The organism is Chitinophaga sp. CF418 (assembly GCF_900142925.1).
Taxonomy (GTDB): domain Bacteria; phylum Bacteroidota; class Bacteroidia; order Chitinophagales; family Chitinophagaceae; genus Chitinophaga.
On the sequence record NZ_FRCN01000006.1, the window covers coordinates 324428 to 348956 of the forward strand.

The window sequence follows — 24529 nt, forward strand, 5'->3', positions numbered from 1 at the left end:
TTCGTTGACAGGAAAGGAGGCCAGGCGCCTCCTTTCTTTATTTATTTAAGTAAGAATAAAATATTTATCTTCCCTATCCGTCATAACCTATACAACTCGGGGCGATATAAGCCAATTGAGCATCCTCCATATTATTAGTAATTCTATCCACTGATGCAAGACACACAACAGAAGAAGCCGTTCCGCGCGGCGGCATTAAAACGCACGTTCAGGTTATATAAGTACGTAAAGCCTTACTGGCCAGCCTTTGGCCTGGGATTATTCTTTCTTTTTGTATCCAGCATAGCTAACCTGGCCTTCCCAAAGTTGCTGGGCGAGCTGGTAGATGCAGCCAACACACATAAAATAATTGCTGATCCTCATAAAATAAACCAGATAGGACTGTTGCTGGTGGGCATACTGGTAGCCCAGGGCATCTTCGGCTATTTGCGTATTATGCTGTTTGTCAACGTTACAGAACGCTCACTGGCCTCTTTACGTCAACACATCTACAACCATCTCATCAAACTACCCATGCGGTTCTTCCTGAGCAGACGGGTAGGTGAGCTGGGTAGCAGGATCTCTTCGGATATCTCATTGCTGCAGGAAACATTCACCACTACAGTAGCAGAATTCATCCGGCAGGTGATCATCATCATCGGCGGATTGGTACTCCTGCTACACACCTCCATACAACTGACATTGCTGATGCTGGCATCATTGCCGGTTATTATGGTGATCGCTTATTTCTTCGGACGCTTTGTAAGACGTTATTCCAAACTCGCGCAAAAGCAGGTAGCAGAGGCCAATACGATCGTTGAAGAAACATTGCAGGGCATCCTGAATGTCAAGGCTTTCGCTAATGAATTCTTTGAGATGAAACGCTACCGGACGAAGATCGGGGAAGTGGCCACCACTGGTATGAAGACAGGCAAATTCCGTGGCGCGTTTACCGCCAGTATGATTTTGGGTGTGTTTGGGGCGATGATCGCTGTTATCTGGAAAGGCGCATTGTTGATTGCTGCGGGGAAGATGGACCCGGGTATGCTACTGTCCTTCGTATTGTACTCCAGCTTCATCGGGGGATCAGTGGCAGGACTGGCAGAGGTTTATGCCAGCATCCAGAAAAGCATCGGTGCGACAGAACACCTCCTGGAAATACTGGACGAGCCGGCAGAACCTGTGGAAGAAACCACAACGATAGCAGCTGAAGATCATCTCAGCGGACAGATCTCCTTTGAGAGCGTTTCATTCCGTTATCCGACAAGAGATGACCAGGAAGTGTTAAGGGACATCTCCTTCGATATTGCACCGGACCAGCAGATAGCATTGGTAGGGCCAAGTGGAGCAGGAAAAAGTACGATCGTCTCCTTATTGCTGCGATTGTATAGTCCGTCGGAAGGCATGATCCGATTCAACGGAAAAGACGCCACCAGATTCCCCTTGTCAGCCCTCCGCAGCCAGATGGCCATCGTTCCGCAGGATGTATTCCTCTTTGGCGGCACCATCCGGGAGAATATTGCCTACGGCAAACCGGGAGCAACAGCCGCCGAGGTGGAAGCCGCCGCCCGGAAAGCCAATGCCTGGGAATTTATAGAGCGGTTCCCCGATGGGTTGGACACCATTGTCGGAGAGCGGGGGATACAATTGTCCGGAGGTCAGCGGCAAAGGATCGCGATCGCCCGGGCCGTGCTGAAAGACCCGCGTATTCTCATTCTCGATGAGGCAACTTCCGCACTGGATTCTGAGTCAGAAAGACTTGTGCAGGACGCGTTGGAGAAACTCATGGAAGGACGTACCTCTATTGTCATTGCACATAGGCTAAGTACTGTACGTCAGTCAGATAAGATCATCGTATTGGATAAAGGAAGATTAGTGGAAGAGGGTACGCATCAGGAATTGATACTGGTGGAAGGCGGCTTATACAGGAACCTGAGCGAAATGCAATTTTCGCATTAACGAGGAGCATTCAGGACGCAATCATTCGCTGTGATCGACTCCGTAGGGGGCGATCGCAGCGAATAACGAACCGGGCCCCAAAAAAAATGCAGGAGAAAATATCCCCTGCATTCCTATTTAAATCATTGATTAAACATCACATATACGGTTTCATCTCATCTTCAATATTCTGCCGCAGCGCCATTAATTTTTTAGCGTAATTCTCCAATTCAAGCCCTTCCTTACTTTCCGGCGTCCATTTAGGGACCGGAACAGTTTTACCATTATCATCAACCGCTGCAAAAACCATTACACAGTGGGTGGTTTTTATCCTTTCTTTATTCCTCGGATTGCCTGCCTGTACATTGATGGCAATGTGCATACTCGTATTACCGGTATAAATAACAGTGGCATTGATCTCTACCATATCTCCGATAGAGATGGGTTTGAAGAAGCGGATACCGCCCACATATACCGTCACGCAATACTGACCACTCCAGTTGGCTGCACAGGCATATCCTGCCTGGTCGATCCATTTCATTACAGCGCCTCCATGTACTTTACCGCCGAAATTCACATCTGATGGTTCTGCAAGAAAGCGAAGCGTGACAGTATTGCCGATTATATCGATCATAGGTAATTGGTTTTGGAGAACTAAATTAATATTCTTCTTTAGTTTCCTGCTGTTCTTCCTTCTTATTATTCTTACGCTTGAACAATTGCGTGTCCATTTTACCAAAACGATAAGACACGTTTATTCTCAGTTCGCGGGTAGCACGTTTACGGTATCTTTCCTGTTCAGAAAATGCGGTTGTGGTATATGTTAAGTTACGATCGGTATTGAAGATGTCATTCAAAGCCAGCGATACCACCAGGTTCTTTTTCTTCAGGAACTCCTTGCGTACAGCGATATCGGCAGAGTACTGCGCGGCTCTTTCACCCTGTGGCAGAATCTGTTTGGATTCATAGTTACCTGTGATCTGCAGGGCAGAATTCCAGGGCAGTTTGGTATTACTATTGATCTTACCGAACCAGATAAATCCCTGATTGCTAAGGTTATTCTGCAGGTTGCTGGCATTAATCTTTGTCTGTGCCAGGTTCAGGTTAGTTGTGATGTCCCAGCCTTTAAGGATCTGGTTACGAACGGTGAATTCTGCGCCGTAGGCATTCCGTGTATCTGCATTCACCGGATAAGACAATACAACTTTCTGCGACACACCATTAATCGTCAGGGTAGTATCGGTATAGTAATCGGTAATAGCTCTTTCCGTATTTCTGAAATATAAGGATACCAACACGTTGTGTTTCCTGTTGAAGTCTTTCAGATAACTCAGCTCAAAAGAGTTGGTAAACTCAGGACGCAGTGCAGGGTTACCGCGATTAGCACTCTGGGCGGTGTATTCCAGGTTAGGCAGCAGGTCGCGGAACCATGGACGACGTACACGGCGGCTATAGTTCAGCTGCAGCTCATGATCACCCTTGAACTTCTGGGAGAGGAACAGGCTGGGAAACAGGCTGATAGGATAATCTATTTTATAACTGCTTTTATTGAGGCTTCTCATTTCACCATCGTAGAACGACTGTTCTGCACGAAGACCTCCCTGGTAACCGAAGTTACCAACTGTTCCCGAGTAGCTCAGGTAAGCAGCATTGATCGTTTCAGAATAGTGGTAATCGTTAGACAGTGAGGAGTCTAATACAAAATCACCTGTGGAGAAATCTTTACCATTGGTATTCAGCAGATTATTGAATCTGCGGGTGGTAGTACGTAAACCAGCTTCTATCTTGGAAGTTTCTGTCAGCGGATTTACATAATCGATCTGACCAGTAATATAAGTGGTATTACCATGACCACGGCCATAACGCTCCTGCGGAACATTCGGAGAATCAATAGGCAGATGTCCCATATCGTAATACTGTAACGTATAATCGGAGTTATCTTTCGAAGTAGCGTAGTTATAGTTAAAGTCGGCGGTCAGCTCATGTCCCTGCTTTGCAAAGGTGTGCTTATAACCAACCTGGGTACTATAGTTGCGGAAGTTATGATTCTGATTATCAATACCGGTACCATACCGTACCTGTTGCTGATCTTCCTGCAGGTCGTACAGTCTCAGTCCGCTGTTATCTTTAAAATCGCCCGCCATGATCCCCTGAGAGATGCTGAAGGTATTACGGTTGTCCATAAACCAGTCGAAACCAATACGGCCAAACTGGAAACGGCGGCCATTCTCACCATCATTGTACTGATCGAGATAGGTAGTGGTATCGGCACTGAGGTTTTTACGGAAGAGATGTGACCTGGCCTTGCCCTGGCGGCTTCTCAGATTATAACTGAGAGAGACATTGAATTTTTCCCTGCGGATATTGAGGTCAGCGCCTGCGTTTCCTCCACCGAGAGAAGAAAGACCACCGCTTACCTGGCCGTTAATACCGGCTTTGCGGTTCTTTTTCAGCACGATATTGAGGATACCGCTCACACCTTCCGCGTCGTATTTCGCAGAAGGGTTGGTCACCACTTCCACAGTGGCAATAGCGTCTGCAGGAATCTGGTCCAGGGTGAGGGTAGTGGGACGGCCATCCACAAAGATGGTAGGAGAGCCGTTACGTACGGTAACATTCCCATCGATATCCACGTTCACAGAGGGTACCTGTTTCAAAACATCTGTAGCAGTACCTCCCACGCTGGCAAGACTTTTATCAACATTGAAGACGCGCTTGTCGATCGCCATCTGGAAAGTAGGTTTATCGCCCACCACTTCCACACCGGCCAGTGATCTTACATTAGGACTCAATTTGATATTACCAATATCTATATTATTATTTTTTCCTGTAAGTGAAACTGTTTTATAAACGGTTTCATAACCAATGAAATTTACTTTGATAACGTACTTACCGAAGGCTACTTCAGGAAAGTTGAAATCACCGTTAGGTTTTGATAACATGCCTGTTGCCACACTGGAATCTGCTGCACGGAGCAGCGCAACAGAAGCGTATTCTACGGGAGAATTGGTTTTGGCATCGACGAGTTTTCCGTATAGGGAGCCATTATCGGCAGACTTGCGCGCCGGTTGCTGTGCGTAAATAACTGATAGGGATGAGAGTATCATTCCAAAACATAAAACGACAATTTTCTGCATGATCCGAAGTACTTTTCTGATATTAAGCCTGTAACTGACGTAAAATTAGTCTGATTTAAAAAAAGATTGATCCACTAATGGATGAATGGCGGTAAGGGTTCCGTATCTTTACGTCCGACTGTTACATTCGAATCAATGTATTATGCCTGACGCGTACCAACCAGACTGGGACATCTATACCTGCCATATCGAAGATAAGCCGGCTATTATAGGCCTGGACCTGGACCTGCGGCGTTTTGCCCCTTTGAGTAAAAAGCCGTATGCCATCTTTGTATCGGTATACCTGAAAGATCCGCGGGCAGACGGTTTTCCACAGGGGGATGAGTTTACAGTGCTGGGAGAAATTGAGGACTGCCTGGTGCAACAGCTGGAGACAACTTTGCAGGCACATTTTGTTGGCCGTACTATGTCAAATGGAGTGAGGGATTTTTATTTTTATGCTTCCGGCACACTGCTGCATGACAAATACATTGCTGACGCCATGATACAGTTCCCTGATTATCATTATGATTTCGGGGCAAAAGAAGATAAGACGTGGGAGTTGTACTTCGATTTCCTCTTTCCGGACGTACAGGAGTTTCAGCGTATACAGAACCGCAAAGTGTTGCGTACACTGAAACAACACGGGGACATTGCCGAAAGAGCCCGCCTCATAGACCATTGGATATATTTTTCTGCCGAAGCTGAAAGGGAACTATATGGACAGCAGGTGCAGCGGTTGGGTTTCGTCATAGAAGCACGACCGGTTGATGAAAAAGATCCTCAGCCCTATGGATTAAGGCTTTCCCGCAATGACCGGACCGACGAGGAAAGCATAGATGCGGCCGTAATGCTGCTCTGGGAACTTGCCCAGGAAATGAATGCACGTTATGACGGGTGGGAAACTGTTATCGTAGCGCAATAATATTTAGTTAACTTATTACAACTGTTACATAATCTTTACGTTAAGTAAAGAAGATGCTTGCTTATTACTGCTAAGATCGAGTGAGAAAATCGCTGAAAATATCAACTTATGTCCTGATCAGCTGTTGCCTGGCCCTTGGGATTTTAGGGGCGTACGGCAATTCTTTCCGGAAGGAACGGGCAGGGTTTCCTTTTATCCGTGATACGGTAGTGCCGGTAAGACCGGCCGTTCCCATGATGCCCATTCCGGAGGATACCATCTTTCCACTCATCCCCAGGGCGCCCGCTGTACCGATCGTTCCTACCATTCCCGGCGATACAGTCGTACCGGGAGATGTGATCCTGCACGGGGATACCATTCCGGTATCAAAGAAGTATTCCAACTCCTGGCTGGGCCGTATGCGCGCGTACCGGGATTCGCTGCGGAATAAGCAGTACAGGGACTCCCTCATCAGGAAAGTAACCAGGCAGAATGTACCAGAACCCGGTACAGACAGCAGCATCATCAAAAGTGAACAGTATTTCAAACCGTTTGCCGGGAAAGTGATCCGGGATATCTACTACCGCCGGGTGAACGTGTTTGGTCCCAGTAATATCAAGGATACGACCTTCTCCACCTCCATGAAACTGGTGCATCTTGCCAACCGGCTGCACTTTAATTCGGAGGAATGGGTAATACGGCAATTGCTCTTTTTCAGGCAGAACGATACAATCAATCCCTACGAGATGTCTGACAACGAGCGTTACCTCCGTAACCGGCCCTTCATACAGGATGCCCGGCTGTATATTATTAATACCGGTGCGTCTGACGATTCTGTCGATCTCCTCGTCGTAACCAAAGACGTATTCGAGTACGGGTTTGACCTGTCCCGCTTAAGTACTTCGGGTATAAGGGCCAGCGTTTCCAACGACAACCTGTTCGGGGCAGGTCAGGGTATCAGGGTCGGGGGCTCCTGGAGCGGGAATGACAATCCTCCTTTCGGGTCACAGGTCAGGTATACCAAGACGAATCTGTTGGGAACATTTATCGATTTCTCCGGAGGATATACTACGCTCAATAATATTAATACACTGGATTCGGGCACCTACGAGGGTACTTACTATTTTGCTGTGGACCGGCCGCTGTACAAAAGCGGGGCTAAATGGGTGGGCGGTTTCAGCTTCAGCTCTAATTATTCCATTAATATGTTCGGCCGGCCGGATACCTTGTACCGCGACTACCGGTACAACATCCTGGACGTATGGGGTGGTTTCAACTTCATGAAACAGGACAACCGTAATCCGGATAGCCGGAAGCCTAACCTGGCGTTTCTGTTCCGCCATTTTAATCTCATGTTCACGAAAAAACCCTTCCAGGAGATCTATACACTGGACCCGGTCTATAATAATCACCGGTTCTATCTGTGGCAAGCCGTCACCTTCCGGCAGGAATTCTTCAAAACAAGCCATTTCTTCGGCTTTGGGCGAACGGAGGATATTCCCCTGGGGTATACCGCGTCGGCAACGGCGGGCTGGGAAACCTGGAAGAGACGTACCCGGGCCTATGTGGGGCTCGAGGCCGAAAAGTTCTGGGTAACCGGAGGGAAGGGGATACTTTCGGGTACGCTGGGACTCAGCACTTTTTATCAGAATGGCATGTCGGAAGATGCTGTGATTCATGCCAAAGTTGAATACTATAGCCGGGCGTTCAGGTTTGCAGGAGGAAAACTGCGTCAGTTCCTTTACGCCGACTACATCTGTAATCCCAACAACTATTTCTATCGTCCGCTCAACATTAACAGGGACCTGGGCGTATGGGGGTATAAAGATGTGCCGCTGAGCGGTTATCAGCGTTTAAATGTCAGGTCAGAAACTACCTATTATAGTCCTTTGAAAATATTCGGTTTTAAATTCAATTTCTTCTCTTCCATCCAGGCTTCTCAACTGACCTACAAGAGGAGTAACCTTTTTAAAAACCCTATTTACACCGGGCTGGGGCTTGGTTTCAGGATACGCAATGAAAACCTGTCCATTAATACCCTGAGGTTATCGGCCAACTATTATCCGAATGCACCGGAGCCCATGAAATCTGTTTTCTGGGAGGCTACCACTACTGTAGACTTCCGCTTCAACATCTTCGCATTGAGGGCTCCGGCCTTCTTACAGTTCAAATGATTTCCTGATTTTAATAATGACTAGTTTGGATGTGGGTGTATTACTCTTGTCGGCCACACTGTTCAACGGCACCAATGCATTTGCTTCCGGGAAATAAGTAGCGGTGCACCGCTCAGGAATGCTATATTCCACTACCAGGAATTTATGGACGATCCTTTCCACACCTTCAAAGTTATTGATCAGGTCAACCACATCATTAGGCTTGAGACCAGCAGATCTTATGTCACCGGCGTTCATCAGTATTACTCTTCTTTCCTGGTAGATACCCCGATAGCGGTCATCCAGTCCATAGATAGTTGTATTGAACTGATCATGGCTGCGGATGGTCATCATCATGTACTCATCTGCCGCCAGGTCCTGAACCGTCACATTGGCAACGTTAAAATTAGCTTTGCCGGTACTCGTATTGAAACGTCCGTCCCTGGCATTGTTCGGCAGGTAGAAGCCACCAGGATGTCTTACGCGGGTGTTATAATTATTAAATCCGGGGATCACTTTTTCAATATCCTCCCGGATGTAATCGTAATGCTGCATATAATGCTGCCAGCTTACGCTGGACCGTTCGCCCAGGGTGGCTATTGCCAGCCTGCAAACAATCACAGGTTCACTTAACAGGTGCGACGAAACAGGGGGTAGATTGCCTTTGGACATCTGTATCACGCCCATGGAATTTTCGCAGGTCACGAACTGTTTTTGTCCCTGCTGAACGTCCATATCGCTGCGGCCAAGGGTAGGCAGGATGATCGCTTCCCTGCCATGTACCAGGTGGCTGCGGTTCAATTTGGTAGAGACATGTACTGTTAAAGCACAATTACGCAGCGCTTGTGCAGTCACTTCTGTATCAGGCGTTGCGGAGAGGAAATTACCCCCCATAGCAAAGAAGACACTTGCTTTGCCATCACGCATGGCACGGATAGCGTCCACGGTATCATAGCCATGCTCCCGGGGAGGATTGAAGCCGTATACCGACTGGATCTTATTGAGCAACGCTTCTGAAGGCTGTTCATAGATACCCATAGTACGATCGCCCTGCACATTACTGTGACCGCGCACAGGACAGGTGCCAGCACCTTCCTTTCCTATACTACCCTTCAGCAGCAGCAGGTTGACTACCTCTTTGATAGTATCTACTGCATTTTTATGTTGTGTGAGTCCCATGGCCCAGCAGGCCACGATCTTCTTCTTATGCGTCAGTATGGATGCGGCCTGGCGGATCTGCTCCAAAGAAATACCACAGGCATCGGCAAGTGTTTCCAGCTGTAGCTGCCGGATGTGCCGGATATATTCGTCATATCCGCTGGTATTGTTATAAATAAATCCATGGTCAAATACAGTACCCGGATGACGGTCTTCTTCCTCCAGCAACAGCAGGGCGATAGCCTGCAGCAGCGCCATATCTCCGTTGATCTTTACCTGCAGGAACAGGTCTGTGAGGTGTGTCTTGATATTGAGAACACCTTTGATAGTCTGCGGATTAAGGAAGTTCAGCAGCCCTGTTTCCGGAAGGGGATTCACAGAAATGATCGTAGCCCCATTCTCTTTCGCCTTTTGCAGCGCAGTGAGCATGCGGGGATGGTTGGTGCCTGGATTCTGCCCCAGGATAATGATGACCTCCGCCTTATGTAAGTCATCCAAAGTTACAGAGCCTTTACCTATGCCAAGTGCATCAGAAAGAGCCACACCGCTGGATTCGTGACACATATTGGAACAGTCGGGCAGGTTGTTGGTGCCGTATTCCCTGACGAATAGCTGATAAAGGAACGCCGCTTCATTGCTGGTACGGCCGGAAGTATAAAAAATGGCTTCATCAGGAGATGACAGTGCATTCAGGTGTTGTGCTATTTTGCCAAAGGCCTCTTCCCAGGAAACGGGTTGATAATGTGTGCCACCCGGAGCAAGGTACACCGGCTGCGCCACACGCCCCTTTTTACCTATTTCATAATCTGTCAGGGCGGACAGTTCTGCCACACTATGCTTCGCAAAAAATGCGGCTTCCAGCTTTTTATTGGTAGCCTCTTCGGCAATGGCCTTAACACCATTCTCACAATATTCGGCAACAGCGGAGCGGTCGTCATCAGGATCGGGCCAGGCACAACCAGGGCAGTCGAAACCAGTTTTCTGGTTCAGCTGCAGTAATGCCTTCATACCGCGGATCACATCCATTTCGTGCAGGATATGTTTAGCGCTGGAAAGCACCGCGGGGATACCGGCGGCCACTGTTTTCGGTTTGCCCAGACGGACATGTCCGGTAAAATGTTCAGGATTCTGGGACGGATCTGTGTTGTTATGCTGATTCATTGGTATACTTTCATTTCTGATGGGTGAGTGCTATTCTATGTTCACCCGAATAAATATTAAACCGTTGCTGACGGAGGAATCCGATCAGTGTGATATCCCATTCATGCGCCATTTTCACTGCCATTCCGGAAGGAGCGCCTACAGCGGCGATCACCTTAATGCCAGCCATTGCAGCTTTCTGGATCAGTTCAAATCCGGCCCTGCCACTGAGCAACAGGAGATAGGACTGCATAGGAAAGAGCTGCTGCTGCAGGGCGGCCCCTATCAGCTTGTCCACTGCATTATGACGGCCGATATCTTCACGCATCAGTAATAACGTTGAAGACTGATCGAATAATGCGGCGGCATGTATCCCCCCGGTATCATCGAACAACTGTTGCTGATGGCGGAGCAGGTCGGGCAGACGGTGTATCAATTCTGCAGGCCATGCGGGAACAGGCTGGGCCGATGCGGATGGTTCCACCGGCGTATAGATTGCCGAAAGATCAGTTTTGCCACACATACCACATCCCGAATTGGAAACGAAATTCCGCTGCGCCGTTTTCAGCACAGGAATAACATGTTCGTGCAGGCTTACCTGTATGGTATTAGTGATGTCGCTATCGGAGCAGATAGCTTTGATATCCTTTTCTGACCGGATGATCCCTTCGGTATAGAGAAAACCTGTAGCCAGTTCGGGATCCTGGCCAGGAGTACGCATGGTAACTGAAATGCTCTGCTGCTGTCTGTCGGTCAGTGGACCATAGATCAGTTGTATTTCGAGCGGTTCTTCAGCTGCCAGCGCATCTTCTGTTGCAGTAACAATTGTATCCTGTACTCTTGTTATGCGCGTATAAGAAATGGCAGGGTTTAGCATGAAGTAAAGTTACATAAAATACGGCGCCCGCAGGCCTTTACTCAGGAACGGTTATGTAGTTCTGTACTGCCTGCTGTGGTAATAAAGTAGCTGATATCCCTGATGGTCTCAGAGAAGATAAGGGCAGGAACATCCCGGAGCGGAAGTGGTTCTCCTTCTTTATAAAAATTGACCATATCCGTAAGCACTGTCTCTTCTTCTTTCCTGTCTGCAAAGAAGTTGACCCTGATATCCCAGTCGCTCAGTACCATGTAAGGGATATAAGCCCAGTTATGAGCGGCTTTCTGTCTCAGTGTCCAGCCTCTCTGCGTGATGACATTTTTAAACTTCTGTTTATTGAGCACCTGTGAGGCAAAACGGGAAGAGTAAAAACCATCGGCCAGTTCTTCATTATTAACTGTATATACCTCACGGTTCACCTGTTTAAAAGGTTGATCTATATGGCGCTGCGTAAGGAACTCACGCCAACCTTTCACTGTTTTAGCCGCCTCATTCATAGGATGCCAAAGACTTACAGCCGTCTCTTCGGAGACCGTAACCTGCCTGCCTTTATAATCAATGATATGGCCATTCAGGCAGTAACCGGCAGTCTGTACACCATTTGTAAGAAAGTTCCAGATCAGCCGTGTGGCAAGTGTTTTCACAAGCGGATGATCCAGGTAATATGTTTTCCAGTGCTTGTATGGCCATGGGGTCATCCGCATAAATGCACGTTCTATCCTTGCGCTGTTATCAACCAGCGCCTGATCGATATTTTTTGCCAGTCGTTTGAATTCCTGTCCGGGAGCAAACGAGGATTGCGGCCCTTTGGCTGGTTTGCCATCCCTTTCCCAGGAGATGCTGGACTTACCGGTGTTACTAATGGTGTAAACACCTGTAAAATCTGGTCCGATCGGCATGCGGACCGTCCCTTTATCATCAAGACCAAAATCCGGAACGATATATTCTTCCAGTTCGTACGGAGGAATATTATGTTGCTCTGCCAGGTCATGTAAGATCTTATCAATGCTTTTCACTGCGCCTGAATGCCTGATCACTGACCGGAACCTGCTGATCCTGGTGAGGGCTTCCCGGAAGGGCAGAAAGCTGAGCGCGTAGATGCAGGCCGTACCGGTTTTGACCGATAGGGGGCCTCCGGTACCTTTTTTCTTATAGGCCCAAACAGCATAAGGTTCCAGCATATCCAGCAGATCTTTATCGTTTGGTATAGCACTGCACCATATGATGGCCTTTAGCAGATTATGATTGATAGCACTAAGAAAATCAATGTAATAATCAATGAAACTATAGGTGCGTCCTGCATGTTGTTTCATCAGCAGTCCCTGGCAAAAAGATATCCAGTCCTTCAGTTTCAGAACGAAATGATCGGCATTGATACGGCCTACCAGTTCTTTAGCCCGCTTCCACCATTTACGGTTGGGAGCACTGCTATCTCCGGCGTTCAGGCAGTGATCAATGAAAGCTGTCCAGCATTCTCTTTGTCGCGTGCTTCTGATATTGGAGAGGAATTCCACGACGAGGATCCCTAAAGAGTCCCGGCGACTGATAATCAGTTCGGGCCCTCCGTGCAGGATGATATCTATCTGGATATTTACCTTGTCGGCAGCCACCGACACAATTCTTTTCTCTGTGGTATCCAACAGTTCCAGGCAGAGACGCAGGGTATTGGTCAGCCCTTTTCTGCCGATCTTTTCCTGAATGACATTTAAGATCTCCTGCCTGGGAAACCACCATTCATTTGTACGTTTTAAGGTTGTCTCATGCCATTGGAAGAGGATGTGGAAGCATTGCTCATCGGATGTATATACAAGCAGATATTTGATCAAGCCTGCAGTGTCGAGTGCTTCGGGTAATTTATCCGCCTGTATTTTCCCGATCCAGAAGTCTGTAAATTGCATAGCTTCATTAATATAGAGGTGTAATAATGAGGGTACAGCACCACCTAATATATGTAAAAAACAGGTATTAAAAAAAATGAAGCCGGGACCAGGGCTGAATCGGGCAGGGAAATTGTAATAATAAAAGGGTATTAAAATTTCTGTACTTTCGACATATAAAAAAATCTAAATATGCGCTGGCAAAACAGAAGATTAAGCGACAATGTAGAGGATCGCCGTGGTGGCGGTGGTGGTATGCGAACGATCGGTATTGGTGGAGGTATTGGTGGAATTATTATCGTCGTGCTGGCCCTGTTATTCAACCAGGACCCGCAGCAGGCATTACAATCCGTACAACAGGGCAATGGCGGGGCGGCGCAAACTGAGTCCCGTACTGTAACCAGTAACAGTGATGAGATCTCCAGGTTTGCGTCTACCGTACTGGCAGATACCGAAGATGTATGGTCGGAACTGTTTTCTCAGATGAATAAGAATTATAAAGATCCGGGTATGGTGTTGTATACAGACTATGATCAATCCGGTTGCGGTACTGCACAATCAGCTATGGGGCCTTTTTATTGCCCTGCAGATGAGAAGGTTTATCTTGACCTGAATTTCTTTACTGAAATGGAGCAAAGGTTTAAAGTGGCAGGCGATTTTGCCATGGCTTATGTGATCGCACACGAAGTAGGGCATCATGTACAGAACCTGCTCGGCACCAGCCGTAAGGTACAGGCTATGCGTTCTCAGCTTAGTGAGCGCGACTACAATAAACTGTCTGTGATGCTTGAACTGCAGGCCGATTTCCTTGCGGGAGTATGGGCCCATCATGCGCAGAAGAAGCATAATATACTGGAACCGGGCGATATTGAAGAGGCGCTCAATGCAGCAAGCGCCGTGGGCGATGATGCATTGCAGAAAGCCGCTCAGGGCCATGTGGTGCCGGATGCATTTACACATGGTACATCGGCTCAGCGGGTAAAATGGTTTAAAAAAGGGTTTGAGACCGGTGATATCAGACAGGGAGATACGTTTAATGCGACAGACCTGTAGTTGTTCTCGACACAGTTTAATGGCATCATTCGCTGCATTCAGCTCCGTCAGACAGGGAGATACGTTTAATGCGACAGACCTGTAGTTGTTTTCGACACAATTTAATGGCATCATTCGCTGCATTCAGCTCCGTCAGGAGCGCTGTGTTTGTAGCCCGGGGTGCAACCCCGGGACCGAAATGAGAACCGGGATCCAACAAATGACGATATTTTAAAAAAAGGCCGTACCTCCGGGGAGATACGGCCTTTTCTATTAATTGAGGGTCGTTATTAGTTGCTTACAACACTTTCCTGGTTTTCCTTCACAATGATAGTATACCCCCTGCCCGGCGTCTCTTCTCCGGCGGACAGCGGCAGGGTGAAGTGAAAACTCGTTCCCTTTCCGGAAGTGCTGTGGAACCATATTCTGCCGTTATTACGTTCAATGAAATCCTTCGATAATGGTAATCCTAGTCCGCAGCCCTTTTCATTACGGGTACCGATGGTAGAGTAGTAAATATTGGAAAATACTTTCGCCTGATCTGCTACTGCGATTCCCAGACCATTATCCTGTACAATCAGTTCTAACTTATCAGGCAACAACAGGTAGTTAATGTTCACACAGCCGTTCATCGGAGTGAACTTGATAGCATTACTGATCAGGTTCCTAAGCACGAGCCTGATCATATCAGGGTCCGCATATACCATTATAGGACGGTGCAGTTCGTGCGTCAGCGTTATTTCTTTTTGTCTGGCAAGAGATTGCAGCAGCTCAAATTCACTTTTAAGAATGGTGCTGATATCAAAATCATCCGGAGTCACATGAATCCCTTTCATCTGGCTGCTGGCCCATTGCAGGAGGTTATCCATCATATAGGCGGTGTTTTTCATATCACGCCAGAGTTCATGGGAAAAGATCCGGAACTGTTCCTCAGACATCTTATCATCTCTTAACAGGAAGAGTAATCCTTCGAGAATAGCCAGGGGTGAACGGAGGTCATGAGAGATAACAGAGAATATTTTATCCTTTACCTGGCTACCGCTTTCCAGCGCGGCATTCTGTTCCATGATGATCTTATTCTGTTGCTGTACCTGTATGTTACGGTGGTTCAACTGAGTGTATAATTCCTGCTGACGTCTGTACATCAGGTACAGCACAGCCGTGATCACAAAGAGCCCCAGCAGTAACATGGTACAAAAGATCACCAGGATGCGCTGTTGTTTGATGGTAGCAAGATGTAACTGCTGTTCTTTCCGCAGCAGTTTATTTTCATGTTGTTTCTTCTCCGATTCGTATTTCTCTTTTGTATTGGCGATAAACTTGGTCTTTTCAAGGCTGAACATTTCTTCGTTCATCCTGCTGAACTGCTTATAATTTGCGAGCGCCCCAGCATAGTTACCACGGGCGGAATCCAGCGTAGCCATGTTCTTATGATAGATCAGCGTATTCTTCATGTTCTTAAGATTGCTGTTCAGCTGCGCTGCCTCAGCAAGCTCCTGCTCCGCTTCTTCAAACCTGTGTAACATGGTCTTAGCGAATCCTATATTCAAATGGGCTTTCACCAGACCATTGAGATTATCCGATTCTTTGTGGTATTGTTCGGAGATCTCAAAATAGGGCAGCGCCATCCCATATCGTTGTTTCTCTGTATAGACCAGACCTATGTTTTCATAGGTGATAGCCAGGCCCGGATGATCATTCAGTGATAGTTTGATCCTCTCGGATTCCAGCAGAAAATGCAGGGCGGAATCAGGTTTATTAAGACGGATATAACTTGAACCGATGCTGTTTAATGTGCGGGCAATCTCTGCGGGTTGTCCCAGGGCCTGTTTGATACGCAATGCCTTTTTCTGATAGCGTAAGGCTTGTCTGGGCTGATCCTGTTCTACGAGAATATTGCCCAAATCTGTATTCAACACACCAGCGGCATAATCATCTTTTAATTCATCAGCCAGCTTAAGCGCATTGACGGTAAGGTCCATTTGCTTCTCCAGGTTCCCTTTGATATTTTCAGCCAGGGCCAGATTGCGGGTAGCCCACATGATACCGGTTTTGAAGTGCAGGCTATCACTCAGCTTTAAAGCTTCGTTGGCATACTGTGCTGTTTTAGCAGCGTCTTTGGGAAAGAAACTACGGCTTAACTGGTTCAGTAAACGAATGCGTACTGTATCTTTTTGGGGATGCTTTTCTACTTCAGTTATCTGCGCAGAAGCGTTGGTAACCAACGTACATAGCAATACCACATATATATAAGCATATAAATTAGATTGGACAATCCGCATTGATAGTCTAGTTGTCGGCACAAACGATCTTTAAGGGTTACCTGAATGCTGCGCTAAAATTATAAAAAAAACGGATGCAAATTTTCAAAATCTAAAATATTATGATTCGTTGTATCTTTCGGGTGAAGAAACAGTACTAATGTAAGGAGTATCATGTCTTTTCAAGGTAATACAGGCGCTGAATAACTTACATTAGCCGTATATCATAAATTGTTAATCAGATAAAAATGAAACCGACAGTAACGATAGAATATTGTCCCAAATGCGGATGGCTAATGCGGGCGGCATGGATGGCGCAGGAACTGCTGACCACCTTTGCAGATGATATATACAGTGTTACCTTACAGCCAAGTGAAGTGAATGGCAGTTATATCATTTATGTAGATGGCGTCGCACTGATTAATCGTAAGGAGCTGGGCCATTTCCCTGAAATAAAAGAAGTTAAGCAACTGATCCGGGATAAGGTGGCTCCTGAAAAGAGCCTGGGGCACAGTGACAGAAAGTAGTATAAAAGTTGTTTCTTTGCATCCCGGATGAGTATGCAAAGGATCATATTTTTTACAGCAACACTACTGGCATTGAGCCAGGGACTGACAGCGCAGCAGCAAAAAGACACATTACAAAGCGCCCCGGCGGATACTATCGTACCGCATAAACGCAGCTTTTTCCCGCTGCCCGTATTAGGTTACTCGCCTGAGAAAGGACTGGAAATAGGGGCTGCCATGTTGTATTCCTTCTATACTTCAAAAGATCCTCTCTTACGCAATTCTACAATTAATCTCATTCCTGCCATTACAACAGAGCATCAGCTGAAAATAGATCTGAAAACGGATATATGGACAGACGCTAATAACTGGCATTTTAAAAGTAATCTCCGTTATCACGACTTCCCTATCAATTTCTACGGACTGGGAGACACCACCCGCAAAGCCGGAGCTACCCTGCTCGACAATAAACGATATAAAGTACAACTGGAAGCCGAACATCGTATAGGCGGTCATTTCTACGCAGGCCTTTCTTTATTGTTCCAGCAGGATGATTATAAGGCGCGTGAGAGCAAAGGCGTATATCCTGATATGTCTCTGGTAGACAAAGATGGAGGGCATGTTACCTTCATTGGCGCCACAGGTATATTTGACAACAGGGATAACCAGAACTATACACGCAGCGGCACCTGGGTACGGTTGAATATTTCCTATGCACCCGGATTTCTGAGTAAACATGAATTGTGGAAGATAGACGGGCAACTCCGCCATTTTATTCCTATTTCTCCCAAGAGCACCGTTGGTTTCAATGGATTGTTCAACTCACTTCAGGGAAGCAGACTGCCGTTTTACCTGTTACCGGAAATGGGTAACGATCTTATGATGCGCGGGTATTATACGGGCAGGTACAGAGATCAGAATTACCTGGCCGGACAGGTGGAATACCGTTATTTCCTGAATCCTAAGATTCCTATCAATATCTGGTTTGTACATATGCAGCCTAAATTCGCGCTGGCTGCTTTTGGCGCTTCCGGTGCAGTATTCAACAACAAGAATATCGCGATGTCCCACTTTAAACCCAGCTATGGCCTCGGCGTACGCTGGTTCTACGATGAAGGCGCCAGGCTGACTATGCGTATCGATTATGCCTGGGGAGAAAAACGTTCCGGTGAGCAGCGTCAGTCGGGATTATATTTGTCGCTTGCGGAAGCATTTTAGTGCTTCCATTACCGTTGTTGGGCATACAAATTGTTACCTTATATCTATCATAGTTTAGTTATCCTAAAATTCCATTATGAAAACAAAAGCAGCCCTAATGGCGGCGCTATGCGCTGTCCTTTCTATGCCAGCAACCCAGGCACAGAACATCAAACCCACATCTAAGTTTTATGTAAAGATCGCAGGAGGCTATTATTTCAGTGTATTTCCCGGACAGTTTCCTAAAGTCGGCAGTTATCAGCCGCATGACCAGCACCTGGAATACAATGCTGTAACTGAATCCTCCACATCTGTTTCAGAAAAGGTATTAACGGGATCATATGGCGCCGGTGGGAGGGGAGGACTCTCCTTCGGCTGGAACATTAACCGTTATATTGCTGTTGAAGGAACATTTAATTACTACCGCAGCAAGAAAAACCTGATGACCCGTGAAGTAACCACAATGGCTGGCAGCAACCAGACGCTTGGCAAAATTGAATCTCATGGCTACGTAGACGCCATTGATTTTGCACCTGGCGTTGTGATCAGTCCGGGATTCGAAAAAGTCAACCCGTATGTCCGTTTTGGTATGGTCGTACCACTGTGGGGCAACCTGAAGATCGAAACAGATGCCAGCCGGAGCGGCACTGCAACTGTTGGCGGTCAGACGGTGCTGACACAAACTACCATTCACCGGAATGAAACGGTGAAACCTAATGTTACGGTTGGTTTCCAGGGAGCACTGGGTGTTGCTTTCCCGGTGGCCAAAAGACTTGACATTTTTGTTGAAGCGGAATACAGGAATATCCCTGTGAGAAGCAAAAAGAAAGAAGTTACTGCTTATGATGAAGCTATCTCGTTGTTAAACCCAGCCAATGGCACAGTGATCTCTACACAACGCCGCGGCCTGAATGACCTGTCCACCGCTGAGCGGCATACGGTGTATGTAACCACGCTGGATCAACATTCAAACACGCCGGTAAGCCAGCAAGGCGCAACGGTGAATTATAAAAATAACGATCAGCCGGCGAACGACCTGAAATCCTACATCAATATCGGTGGTCTGGGTGCTAATGGTGGTTTGCGTTGGAGATTCTAGCCGCAAGATGTTTGATAAGCGTCAGTAATGATCTTTCCAGCTCCGGATCGGTTATATTTCCATTGGGGTCCATTTTGGTGCGCACCACAGGAACAATGAGTTTGTATTCTTCCTGAATATCAGCCGTCATCACCTTCAGCGTCTGCACCAGTGATGCATGTGCTTTATCGCCGCCAGTAGCAAGCGGCGAAGCGCTGATCACACCAGTGGGTTTATGGGTAAATTCCCCGGAAGAAACGAGCCAGTCCAGGGCATTTTTCAGCACGCCTGGTATGCCAAAAGCGTATTCGGGCGTGCTGAAAATAACAGCATCTACCGCGCGTATCTGGTTTCTATACAACCTTATGTCGAAGTAATTTCGAATAACGAACCTGTAACGGGACATCGATCTCCGACAAGGCGCAAATCTAGCCGTTATATTCAGATTAACATAATATTTCAGCCGTTGCGTTGGAACCGGAATATGGTGAATATTGATTTATAAAAATGATAAAATCTTGTGCTCAAAAAGCCATCTGCATGTGATAGCATTCGTACGGGATTAACCTTGCGAAAAGCCAGCATAAAATGAATAAAATGGCCATAGGCTGTTCAGGAATTAAAACTTATAATTGCTGCCCAATACCCCTAAGATGAAGATCTATGGCTGATCTATACGACTCACCACCTTATTACTTTACTTCCATATAATACGTATAATTTATATTATGTTAAATAGATGGTTATTTGAAATAACCCTCACTACTCTATTTATCTGCCGGAATTCCATCCTCCAATAGACCCAGTTTTTTCCTTCCCTGTCTCTAACAAGTACTTCACTCTCCGGCCAACTGCCTTTTGACAATTGCAGATATCAGGCTAAAAGATGCAGAATTCCGGGACGCTGCATCCAGCCCGAACATTTGCAATTGCACAATCGTTATATTGGTCGTAAATCCTGATCCCAGGCTTTTTACGACTGCCTACTTTAAAAGCGAACAATTCCTCCTCTAACCCTCTTAAAAAAAACAGCATGACGACATCCCACATGTTCAACCGGAGACAGTTTATTAAAGACACCGCACTGATAACTGGCGGACTGGTAATTGCTTTTACGGTGCCTGCTATTGCCCGGAAAAGACGCTTGCCTGGCAATGAAGTCCCCATTTCAGATCCTGGTAAAATGCCAACGCCTAATGCCTTTCTGAGGATCGACCCGGACGGCACTGTAACGATCACGCTCTCCCATTGTGAAATGGGACAAGGCATTTCAACAGCGCTGGCTATGTTGGTTGCTGAAGAACTGGATGCTGACTGGCAAAAAATAAAGGTGGAGGACGCTCCTGCTGCACTGGTCTATTATCATACCATTTATGGGACGCAGCGCACCGGCGGTTCATCCAGTCTTTACTCCGAATTTGACCGTTACCGTCAGGTTGGCGCTACTGCCCGTAATATGTTAGTGCAGGCTGGGGCCAGGCGTTTACAAGTTGATGTGAAAGATTGTAAGACCGAAAACGGATATGTGATTGTAGGCGATAAAAAACTCAGTTATGGTGAGCTGGCCGAAGAAGCCGCTACCCTGCCTGTACCAACGGAAGTTCCGCTGAAAGACCGGGCCGACTGGAAGTTTATCGGGAAACCAGTCAAACGCCTCGACACACCTGCTAAGGTTAAAGGAGAAGCTATATTTGGCATGGACATCCATTTCCCTGGCATGCTTACAGCACTTGTTGCCCGGAGTCCGGTTCCGGGCGCAAGCGTAAAAACATACAATGCCAAGGCAACCCTGGCAGTTCCAGGCGTTCGCCAGGTAGTGGTCGTTCCTGGTGGTGTGGCGGTGCTGGCGGATAATTTCTGGGCAGCTAAAAAAGGGCGTGATGCACTCAAAATCGACTGGGAGCTGGGACAGGCTGTTCGCATTAATAGCGCCACTCTCCTGTCCGAATTCAGGCAACGCGCCAATGAAGGCGGCCTGGTGGCAACCAAGGCCGGCGATCCTGAAAATGTATTTCCCAAAGCTGCGCATGTTGTGGAAGCCGAATATTTTCAGCCTTTCCTGGCGCACGCTCCGATGGAGCCGCTGAATTGTACCGTGCAACTAACGCCCGACAAATGTGAGATCTGGACAGGTACCCAGACAGTGACAGATGATCAGAAGGCTGCGTCAGAGATCACAGGACTGCCTGTTGATAAAGTCTTTATCCATATGCAATTCCTGGGAGGATCCTTCGGAAGAAGAAATATTACGCGTTCTGACTTTGTTCGTGAAGCCGTTGAAGTGGCCAAGGCTTCCGGGAAACTTGTAAAGACCGTCTGGACAAGGGAAGACGATATACAAGGCGGGATGTACCGGCCTGCATTCCTGCACCGGTTCAAGATAGGGCTGGACAGTAATGGCGCCCCTATTGCCTGGAAACAGATCAGCGTCGGACAATCCGTCATGACCGGTGGACCTTTCGAAAAAGTGGCCGTGATCAATGGCGTGGACCAGTTTTCCATTGAAGGCATGCATACGGCAGAATATGTGAAGAGCATCCCTGACCAGCGGATAGAACTAAATACACCCGTATGGCCCATCACGGTAGATAACTGGAGAGCCGTAGGATTGAGTCATACCATTTTCGCCATGGAAAGCCTGGTGGATGAACTGGCTTATGCCGCAAAAAAAGATCCTGTGGAATACCGCAGGATGTTATACAAAGATGCCCCCCGGCAACTGAAGGTACTGGAAATGCTTGCAGAGAAAAGCGGCTGGGGACAAGCACTGCCTGCGGGTCATGGCAGAGGCATTGCCGTATTTGAAGCAGTTGGCAGTTATGCAGGAGTAGTTGCGGAGGTTTCTGTTATGAAAGACATGCCACTCAGCGTGCATAAGGTGACTTGTGTGATTGACTGTGGGACTGTCGTAAACCCCGACGGCGTAGTTGCACAGATGGACAGCAACATTCTTTATGGTCTCTCTACAGCGCTATACAGTGAGATCACGTTTAAAGCGGGTAAAGTGCAGCAGAATGGCTTCCTGGACTATAAAGTGCTGCGTATCAGTGAAACACCCGAGATCGAAACATTCATTGTGCCAAGCAATGAAAAGCCCGGCGGTATTGGGGAAGCGGCAGTTGGCCAGATCATGCCAGCCATTACAAATGCAATATTTGCTGCTACCGGTAAACGCATCAGGTCTTTGCCACTAGCGAAACAGGATATGCATGGTGATCAGCATCAGCAGGAAGTCCAGATAGAAAAGACCGGTGTCTGAAGAAAAAGGACCAGTTCTGATGAAACTGGTCCTTTTTAATATAACCGCAAAGTATATCACGAGAATTTGATCTTGTCCCACAGTTTATTCTTCACTACCTGTTCAATTACTATATCATGATAGTTCCTGCTGACAGGTATTTTATTTGACGCGATAAAGATCTCATTTCCTTCAATACCCTCAATTTTATCAATAGAGACGATATAGGATTTATGTACCCGTATGAACGCCTTTTTGTCCAGGTTCTCTTCCAGGTTCTTCAGGTATAGCAAAGTCATGTATTTACCCTTGCTCGTATAGATCGTCACATAATTCTGCATCCCCTGCACATACAGGATATCGTTGAAATAGATCTTTTCATATTTGCTGCCGCATTTGATAAAGAAGTAGTCTTCCTCCTTCTCTGTTTTACGCATGTCAGATGCTGCAGTTTTATTAAGCAACTGATAGTATTCCTTCGCTTTATTAGCCGCCTTAAAGAAACGGTCAAAAGTGATTGGCTTTAGTAAATAATCCATGACATTCAGCTGAAATCCCTCCAGCGCATAACTGGGGAATGCTGTTGTAATGACGACCATGGGCGGTCTCTGTACTATCTTCAGAAAATCCAGTCCGTTCATTTTCGGCATCTGGATGTCCAGAAAGATCAGGTCCACCGGGTGTTTGTCCAATAGCTGGATCAATTCGACCGGATTGGTACAGGTGTCTACAAGATGAAGAAAATCAACCTCTCTGACATAGTTTGAAAGGCCTTCCCTGGCAAGTGGCTCATCATCAATAATTACACAATTCATCTTCATACAAAGTATTATTATGTTCAGGCTATTTTTTGCATGGGTAGTGGCTGTTCCAATACTGTCAGATACAGCTGCAACCTGACGTCAAATCTGTCATTGTGGTGCTGTATATCCAGACTGTACTGACCAGGATAGATCAGGTCCAGCCTTCTTTGCACGTTCTTCAGACCTATACCCCCATAATGGACAATATCATTACTGGCCACGTCTGATGTGCTGTTGGATACAGCAAAGTTCAGCTGCTCTCCTTCCTGTTCAAGGTCTATCCTGATCCAGTTGGGCTGATTCGTGTGTTTTGAAACATGCTTAAATGCATTTTCCACGAACGTCATCAGGATAAATGGCGCGATTCCCCATTGACTGCTGTTTTCCAGGTCTATATCCAGTATAACTTCCACATTATCATTTTGTCTTAATCTTTCGAGCTCTATGGAGTTTTCCATATAAGAAATCTCTCTGGACAGGAGGATCTGCTTGTCGTTACATTCATACAGCTGATATCTTAGCAGCTCTGAGAATTTCGCCAGCGAAGCAGACGCCATATCCGGATTCTTATGGATCAGGAAGAAAATAGAATTGATCGTATTGAAAAGAAAATGCGGATTGAATTGATGCTTCAGAAAGTTCAGCTCTGTTTCCAGTTTTTCCTTCTCCAGCAACTGTTGCTTCCGTTGCGTTTGCAACCAGTTCTTTCCCAGCTTAATACTCATGGCCAACGTCATGGCTGCCAGTGTGGACGGTAAGGTATTACCAAGATATCCATAGAAACAATCGCCATTGACACCGTAAGCCTGCTGCATGGTTTGTCCGGAAAGAAAAGCGCTCAGGTAATACCCGGGAATAACGAGAATAGAAGCGCCAATAACGGTCAGCAATAACAGAATCATGTATTGTGTGAACCGTCCTCGTTCAAGATACTTCGGAATAAGGTAATAGAGATTAAAATAAACTGCCAGCGCCTGAGATATCAGATAGAATAAAAACTTCAATATAAAAGGAGTGAGGAAGATTGCCGTGAAGGCCTTTACAGGATTTCCCATTGCCACCGTCCACCAGGTAAAGTGATACAGGGCCCAGAAAGGAATGTGGTGAAGTTTATACGTCAACAACCAATTCTGCTTCGAAGGATAATTTAGTAAAGCGTTCATCTCAACTGGATTTATCAGCACTAAATGAAAAAAGGCCTTTTTGAAAGTTACATTAGTTTTCACCCATTTCGAAGCAATACTATTTGAACTGCAGGAAATAATTGACCAA

Annotated in this window: 17 protein-coding genes; 8 read left to right on the forward strand and 9 right to left on the reverse strand. The window is 46.8% G+C overall.

Features of this window, described 5'->3' with window-relative positions:
* Positions 1 to 153: 153 nt before the first annotated feature.
* Complete coding sequence (locus F3I09_RS15445; protein ID WP_149695935.1) at positions 154 to 1938, forward strand: ABC transporter ATP-binding protein; 1785 nt, start codon at positions 154 to 156, stop codon at positions 1936 to 1938.
* 136 nt (positions 1939 to 2074) lie between these two features.
* On the opposite strand, the gene F3I09_RS15450 is transcribed toward F3I09_RS15445, so the two are convergent.
* Together F3I09_RS15450 and F3I09_RS15455 are read right to left on the reverse strand one after the other, a co-directional pair.
* Positions 2075 to 2551, reverse strand: a complete 477-nt coding sequence (locus F3I09_RS15450) for an acyl-CoA thioesterase (RefSeq protein WP_149695936.1) — start codon at positions 2549 to 2551, stop codon at positions 2075 to 2077.
* 25 nt (positions 2552 to 2576) lie between these two features.
* Complete coding sequence (locus F3I09_RS15455; RefSeq protein WP_188133823.1) at positions 2577 to 5024, reverse strand: outer membrane beta-barrel family protein; 2448 nt, start codon at positions 5022 to 5024, stop codon at positions 2577 to 2579.
* 172 nt (positions 5025 to 5196) lie between these two features.
* On the opposite strand from F3I09_RS15455, the gene F3I09_RS15460 reads away from it, so the two are divergent.
* Positions 5197 to 5958: a DUF695 domain-containing protein gene (locus F3I09_RS15460; protein ID WP_188133824.1), complete on the forward strand. Its 762-nt coding sequence runs from the start codon at positions 5197 to 5199 to the stop codon at positions 5956 to 5958.
* A gap of 80 nt (positions 5959 to 6038) precedes the next feature.
* Complete coding sequence (locus F3I09_RS15465) at positions 6039 to 8111, forward strand: hypothetical protein (protein WP_149695939.1); 2073 nt, start codon at positions 6039 to 6041, stop codon at positions 8109 to 8111.
* Here F3I09_RS15465 and F3I09_RS15470 read toward each other — a convergent pair.
* Genes F3I09_RS15470 through F3I09_RS15480 form a run of 3 tightly spaced genes read right to left on the reverse strand, consistent with a single transcriptional unit; the run spans position 8097 to position 13163 of the window.
* On the reverse strand, positions 8097 to 10409 hold the full coding sequence (locus F3I09_RS15470; protein ID WP_149695940.1) for an FdhF/YdeP family oxidoreductase: 2313 nt from the start codon (positions 10407 to 10409) through the stop codon (positions 8097 to 8099). The genes F3I09_RS15465 and F3I09_RS15470 overlap by 15 nt on opposite strands.
* A 10-nt stretch (positions 10410 to 10419) precedes the next feature.
* Positions 10420 to 11265: a formate dehydrogenase accessory sulfurtransferase FdhD gene (gene fdhD / locus F3I09_RS15475; RefSeq protein WP_149695941.1), complete on the reverse strand. Its 846-nt coding sequence runs from the start codon at positions 11263 to 11265 to the stop codon at positions 10420 to 10422.
* Positions 11266 to 11306: 41 nt separating this feature from the next.
* The gene (locus F3I09_RS15480; RefSeq protein ID WP_149695942.1) at positions 11307 to 13163 is read right to left on the reverse strand and encodes a DUF4132 domain-containing protein; all 1857 of its coding nucleotides are present in this window, start codon (positions 13161 to 13163) and stop codon (positions 11307 to 11309) included.
* Positions 13164 to 13334: 171 nt separating this feature from the next.
* On the opposite strand from F3I09_RS15480, the gene F3I09_RS15485 reads away from it, so the two are divergent.
* Complete coding sequence (locus tag F3I09_RS15485; RefSeq protein ID WP_149695943.1) at positions 13335 to 14195, forward strand: neutral zinc metallopeptidase; 861 nt, start codon at positions 13335 to 13337, stop codon at positions 14193 to 14195.
* Positions 14196 to 14464: 269 nt separating this feature from the next.
* Here F3I09_RS15485 and F3I09_RS15490 read toward each other — a convergent pair whose 3' ends face one another.
* Positions 14465 to 16456 carry a tetratricopeptide repeat protein gene (locus F3I09_RS15490; RefSeq protein WP_149695944.1) on the reverse strand — a complete coding sequence of 664 codons (1992 nt, stop codon included), beginning with the start codon at positions 16454 to 16456 and terminating at the stop codon, positions 14465 to 14467.
* Between the two features lie 227 nt (positions 16457 to 16683).
* On the opposite strand from F3I09_RS15490, the gene F3I09_RS15495 reads away from it, so the two are divergent.
* The 3 genes from F3I09_RS15495 to F3I09_RS15505 all read left to right on the forward strand — a co-directional run bounded on the left by F3I09_RS15495 (position 16684) and on the right by F3I09_RS15505 (position 19237).
* On the forward strand, positions 16684 to 16962 hold the full coding sequence (locus tag F3I09_RS15495; protein ID WP_149695945.1) for a SelT/SelW/SelH family protein: 279 nt from the start codon (positions 16684 to 16686) through the stop codon (positions 16960 to 16962).
* A gap of 33 nt (positions 16963 to 16995) precedes the next feature.
* Positions 16996 to 18159, forward strand: coding sequence for a polymerase (locus F3I09_RS15500; RefSeq protein WP_149695946.1), 1164 nt, complete (start codon positions 16996 to 16998; stop codon positions 18157 to 18159).
* Positions 18160 to 18235: 76 nt separating this feature from the next.
* A complete protein-coding gene (locus tag F3I09_RS15505) occupies positions 18236 to 19237 on the forward strand; it encodes an outer membrane beta-barrel protein (protein ID WP_149695947.1) in 1002 nt (333 codons plus the stop codon).
* Here the strand turns inward: F3I09_RS15505 and F3I09_RS15510 are convergent.
* Positions 19209 to 19577, reverse strand: coding sequence for an NADPH-dependent FMN reductase (locus F3I09_RS15510; protein ID WP_370512658.1), 369 nt, complete (start codon positions 19575 to 19577; stop codon positions 19209 to 19211). The genes F3I09_RS15505 and F3I09_RS15510 overlap by 29 nt on opposite strands.
* 672 nt (positions 19578 to 20249) lie before the next feature.
* Here F3I09_RS15510 and F3I09_RS15515 point away from each other — a divergent pair.
* Positions 20250 to 22475: a xanthine dehydrogenase family protein molybdopterin-binding subunit gene (locus F3I09_RS15515; protein WP_149695949.1), complete on the forward strand. Its 2226-nt coding sequence runs from the start codon at positions 20250 to 20252 to the stop codon at positions 22473 to 22475.
* A gap of 56 nt (positions 22476 to 22531) precedes the next feature.
* Here F3I09_RS15515 and F3I09_RS15520 read toward each other — a convergent pair whose 3' ends face one another.
* Together F3I09_RS15520 and F3I09_RS15525 are read right to left on the reverse strand one after the other, a co-directional pair.
* Entirely contained in the window at positions 22532 to 23275 is a 744-nt protein-coding gene (locus F3I09_RS15520; RefSeq protein WP_223233252.1) for a LytTR family DNA-binding domain-containing protein, read from the reverse strand.
* A 17-nt stretch (positions 23276 to 23292) separates the two neighbouring features.
* The gene (locus F3I09_RS15525; protein WP_149695950.1) at positions 23293 to 24420 is read right to left on the reverse strand and encodes a sensor histidine kinase; all 1128 of its coding nucleotides are present in this window, start codon (positions 24418 to 24420) and stop codon (positions 23293 to 23295) included.
* Between the last annotated feature and the right edge of the window lie 109 nt (positions 24421 to 24529).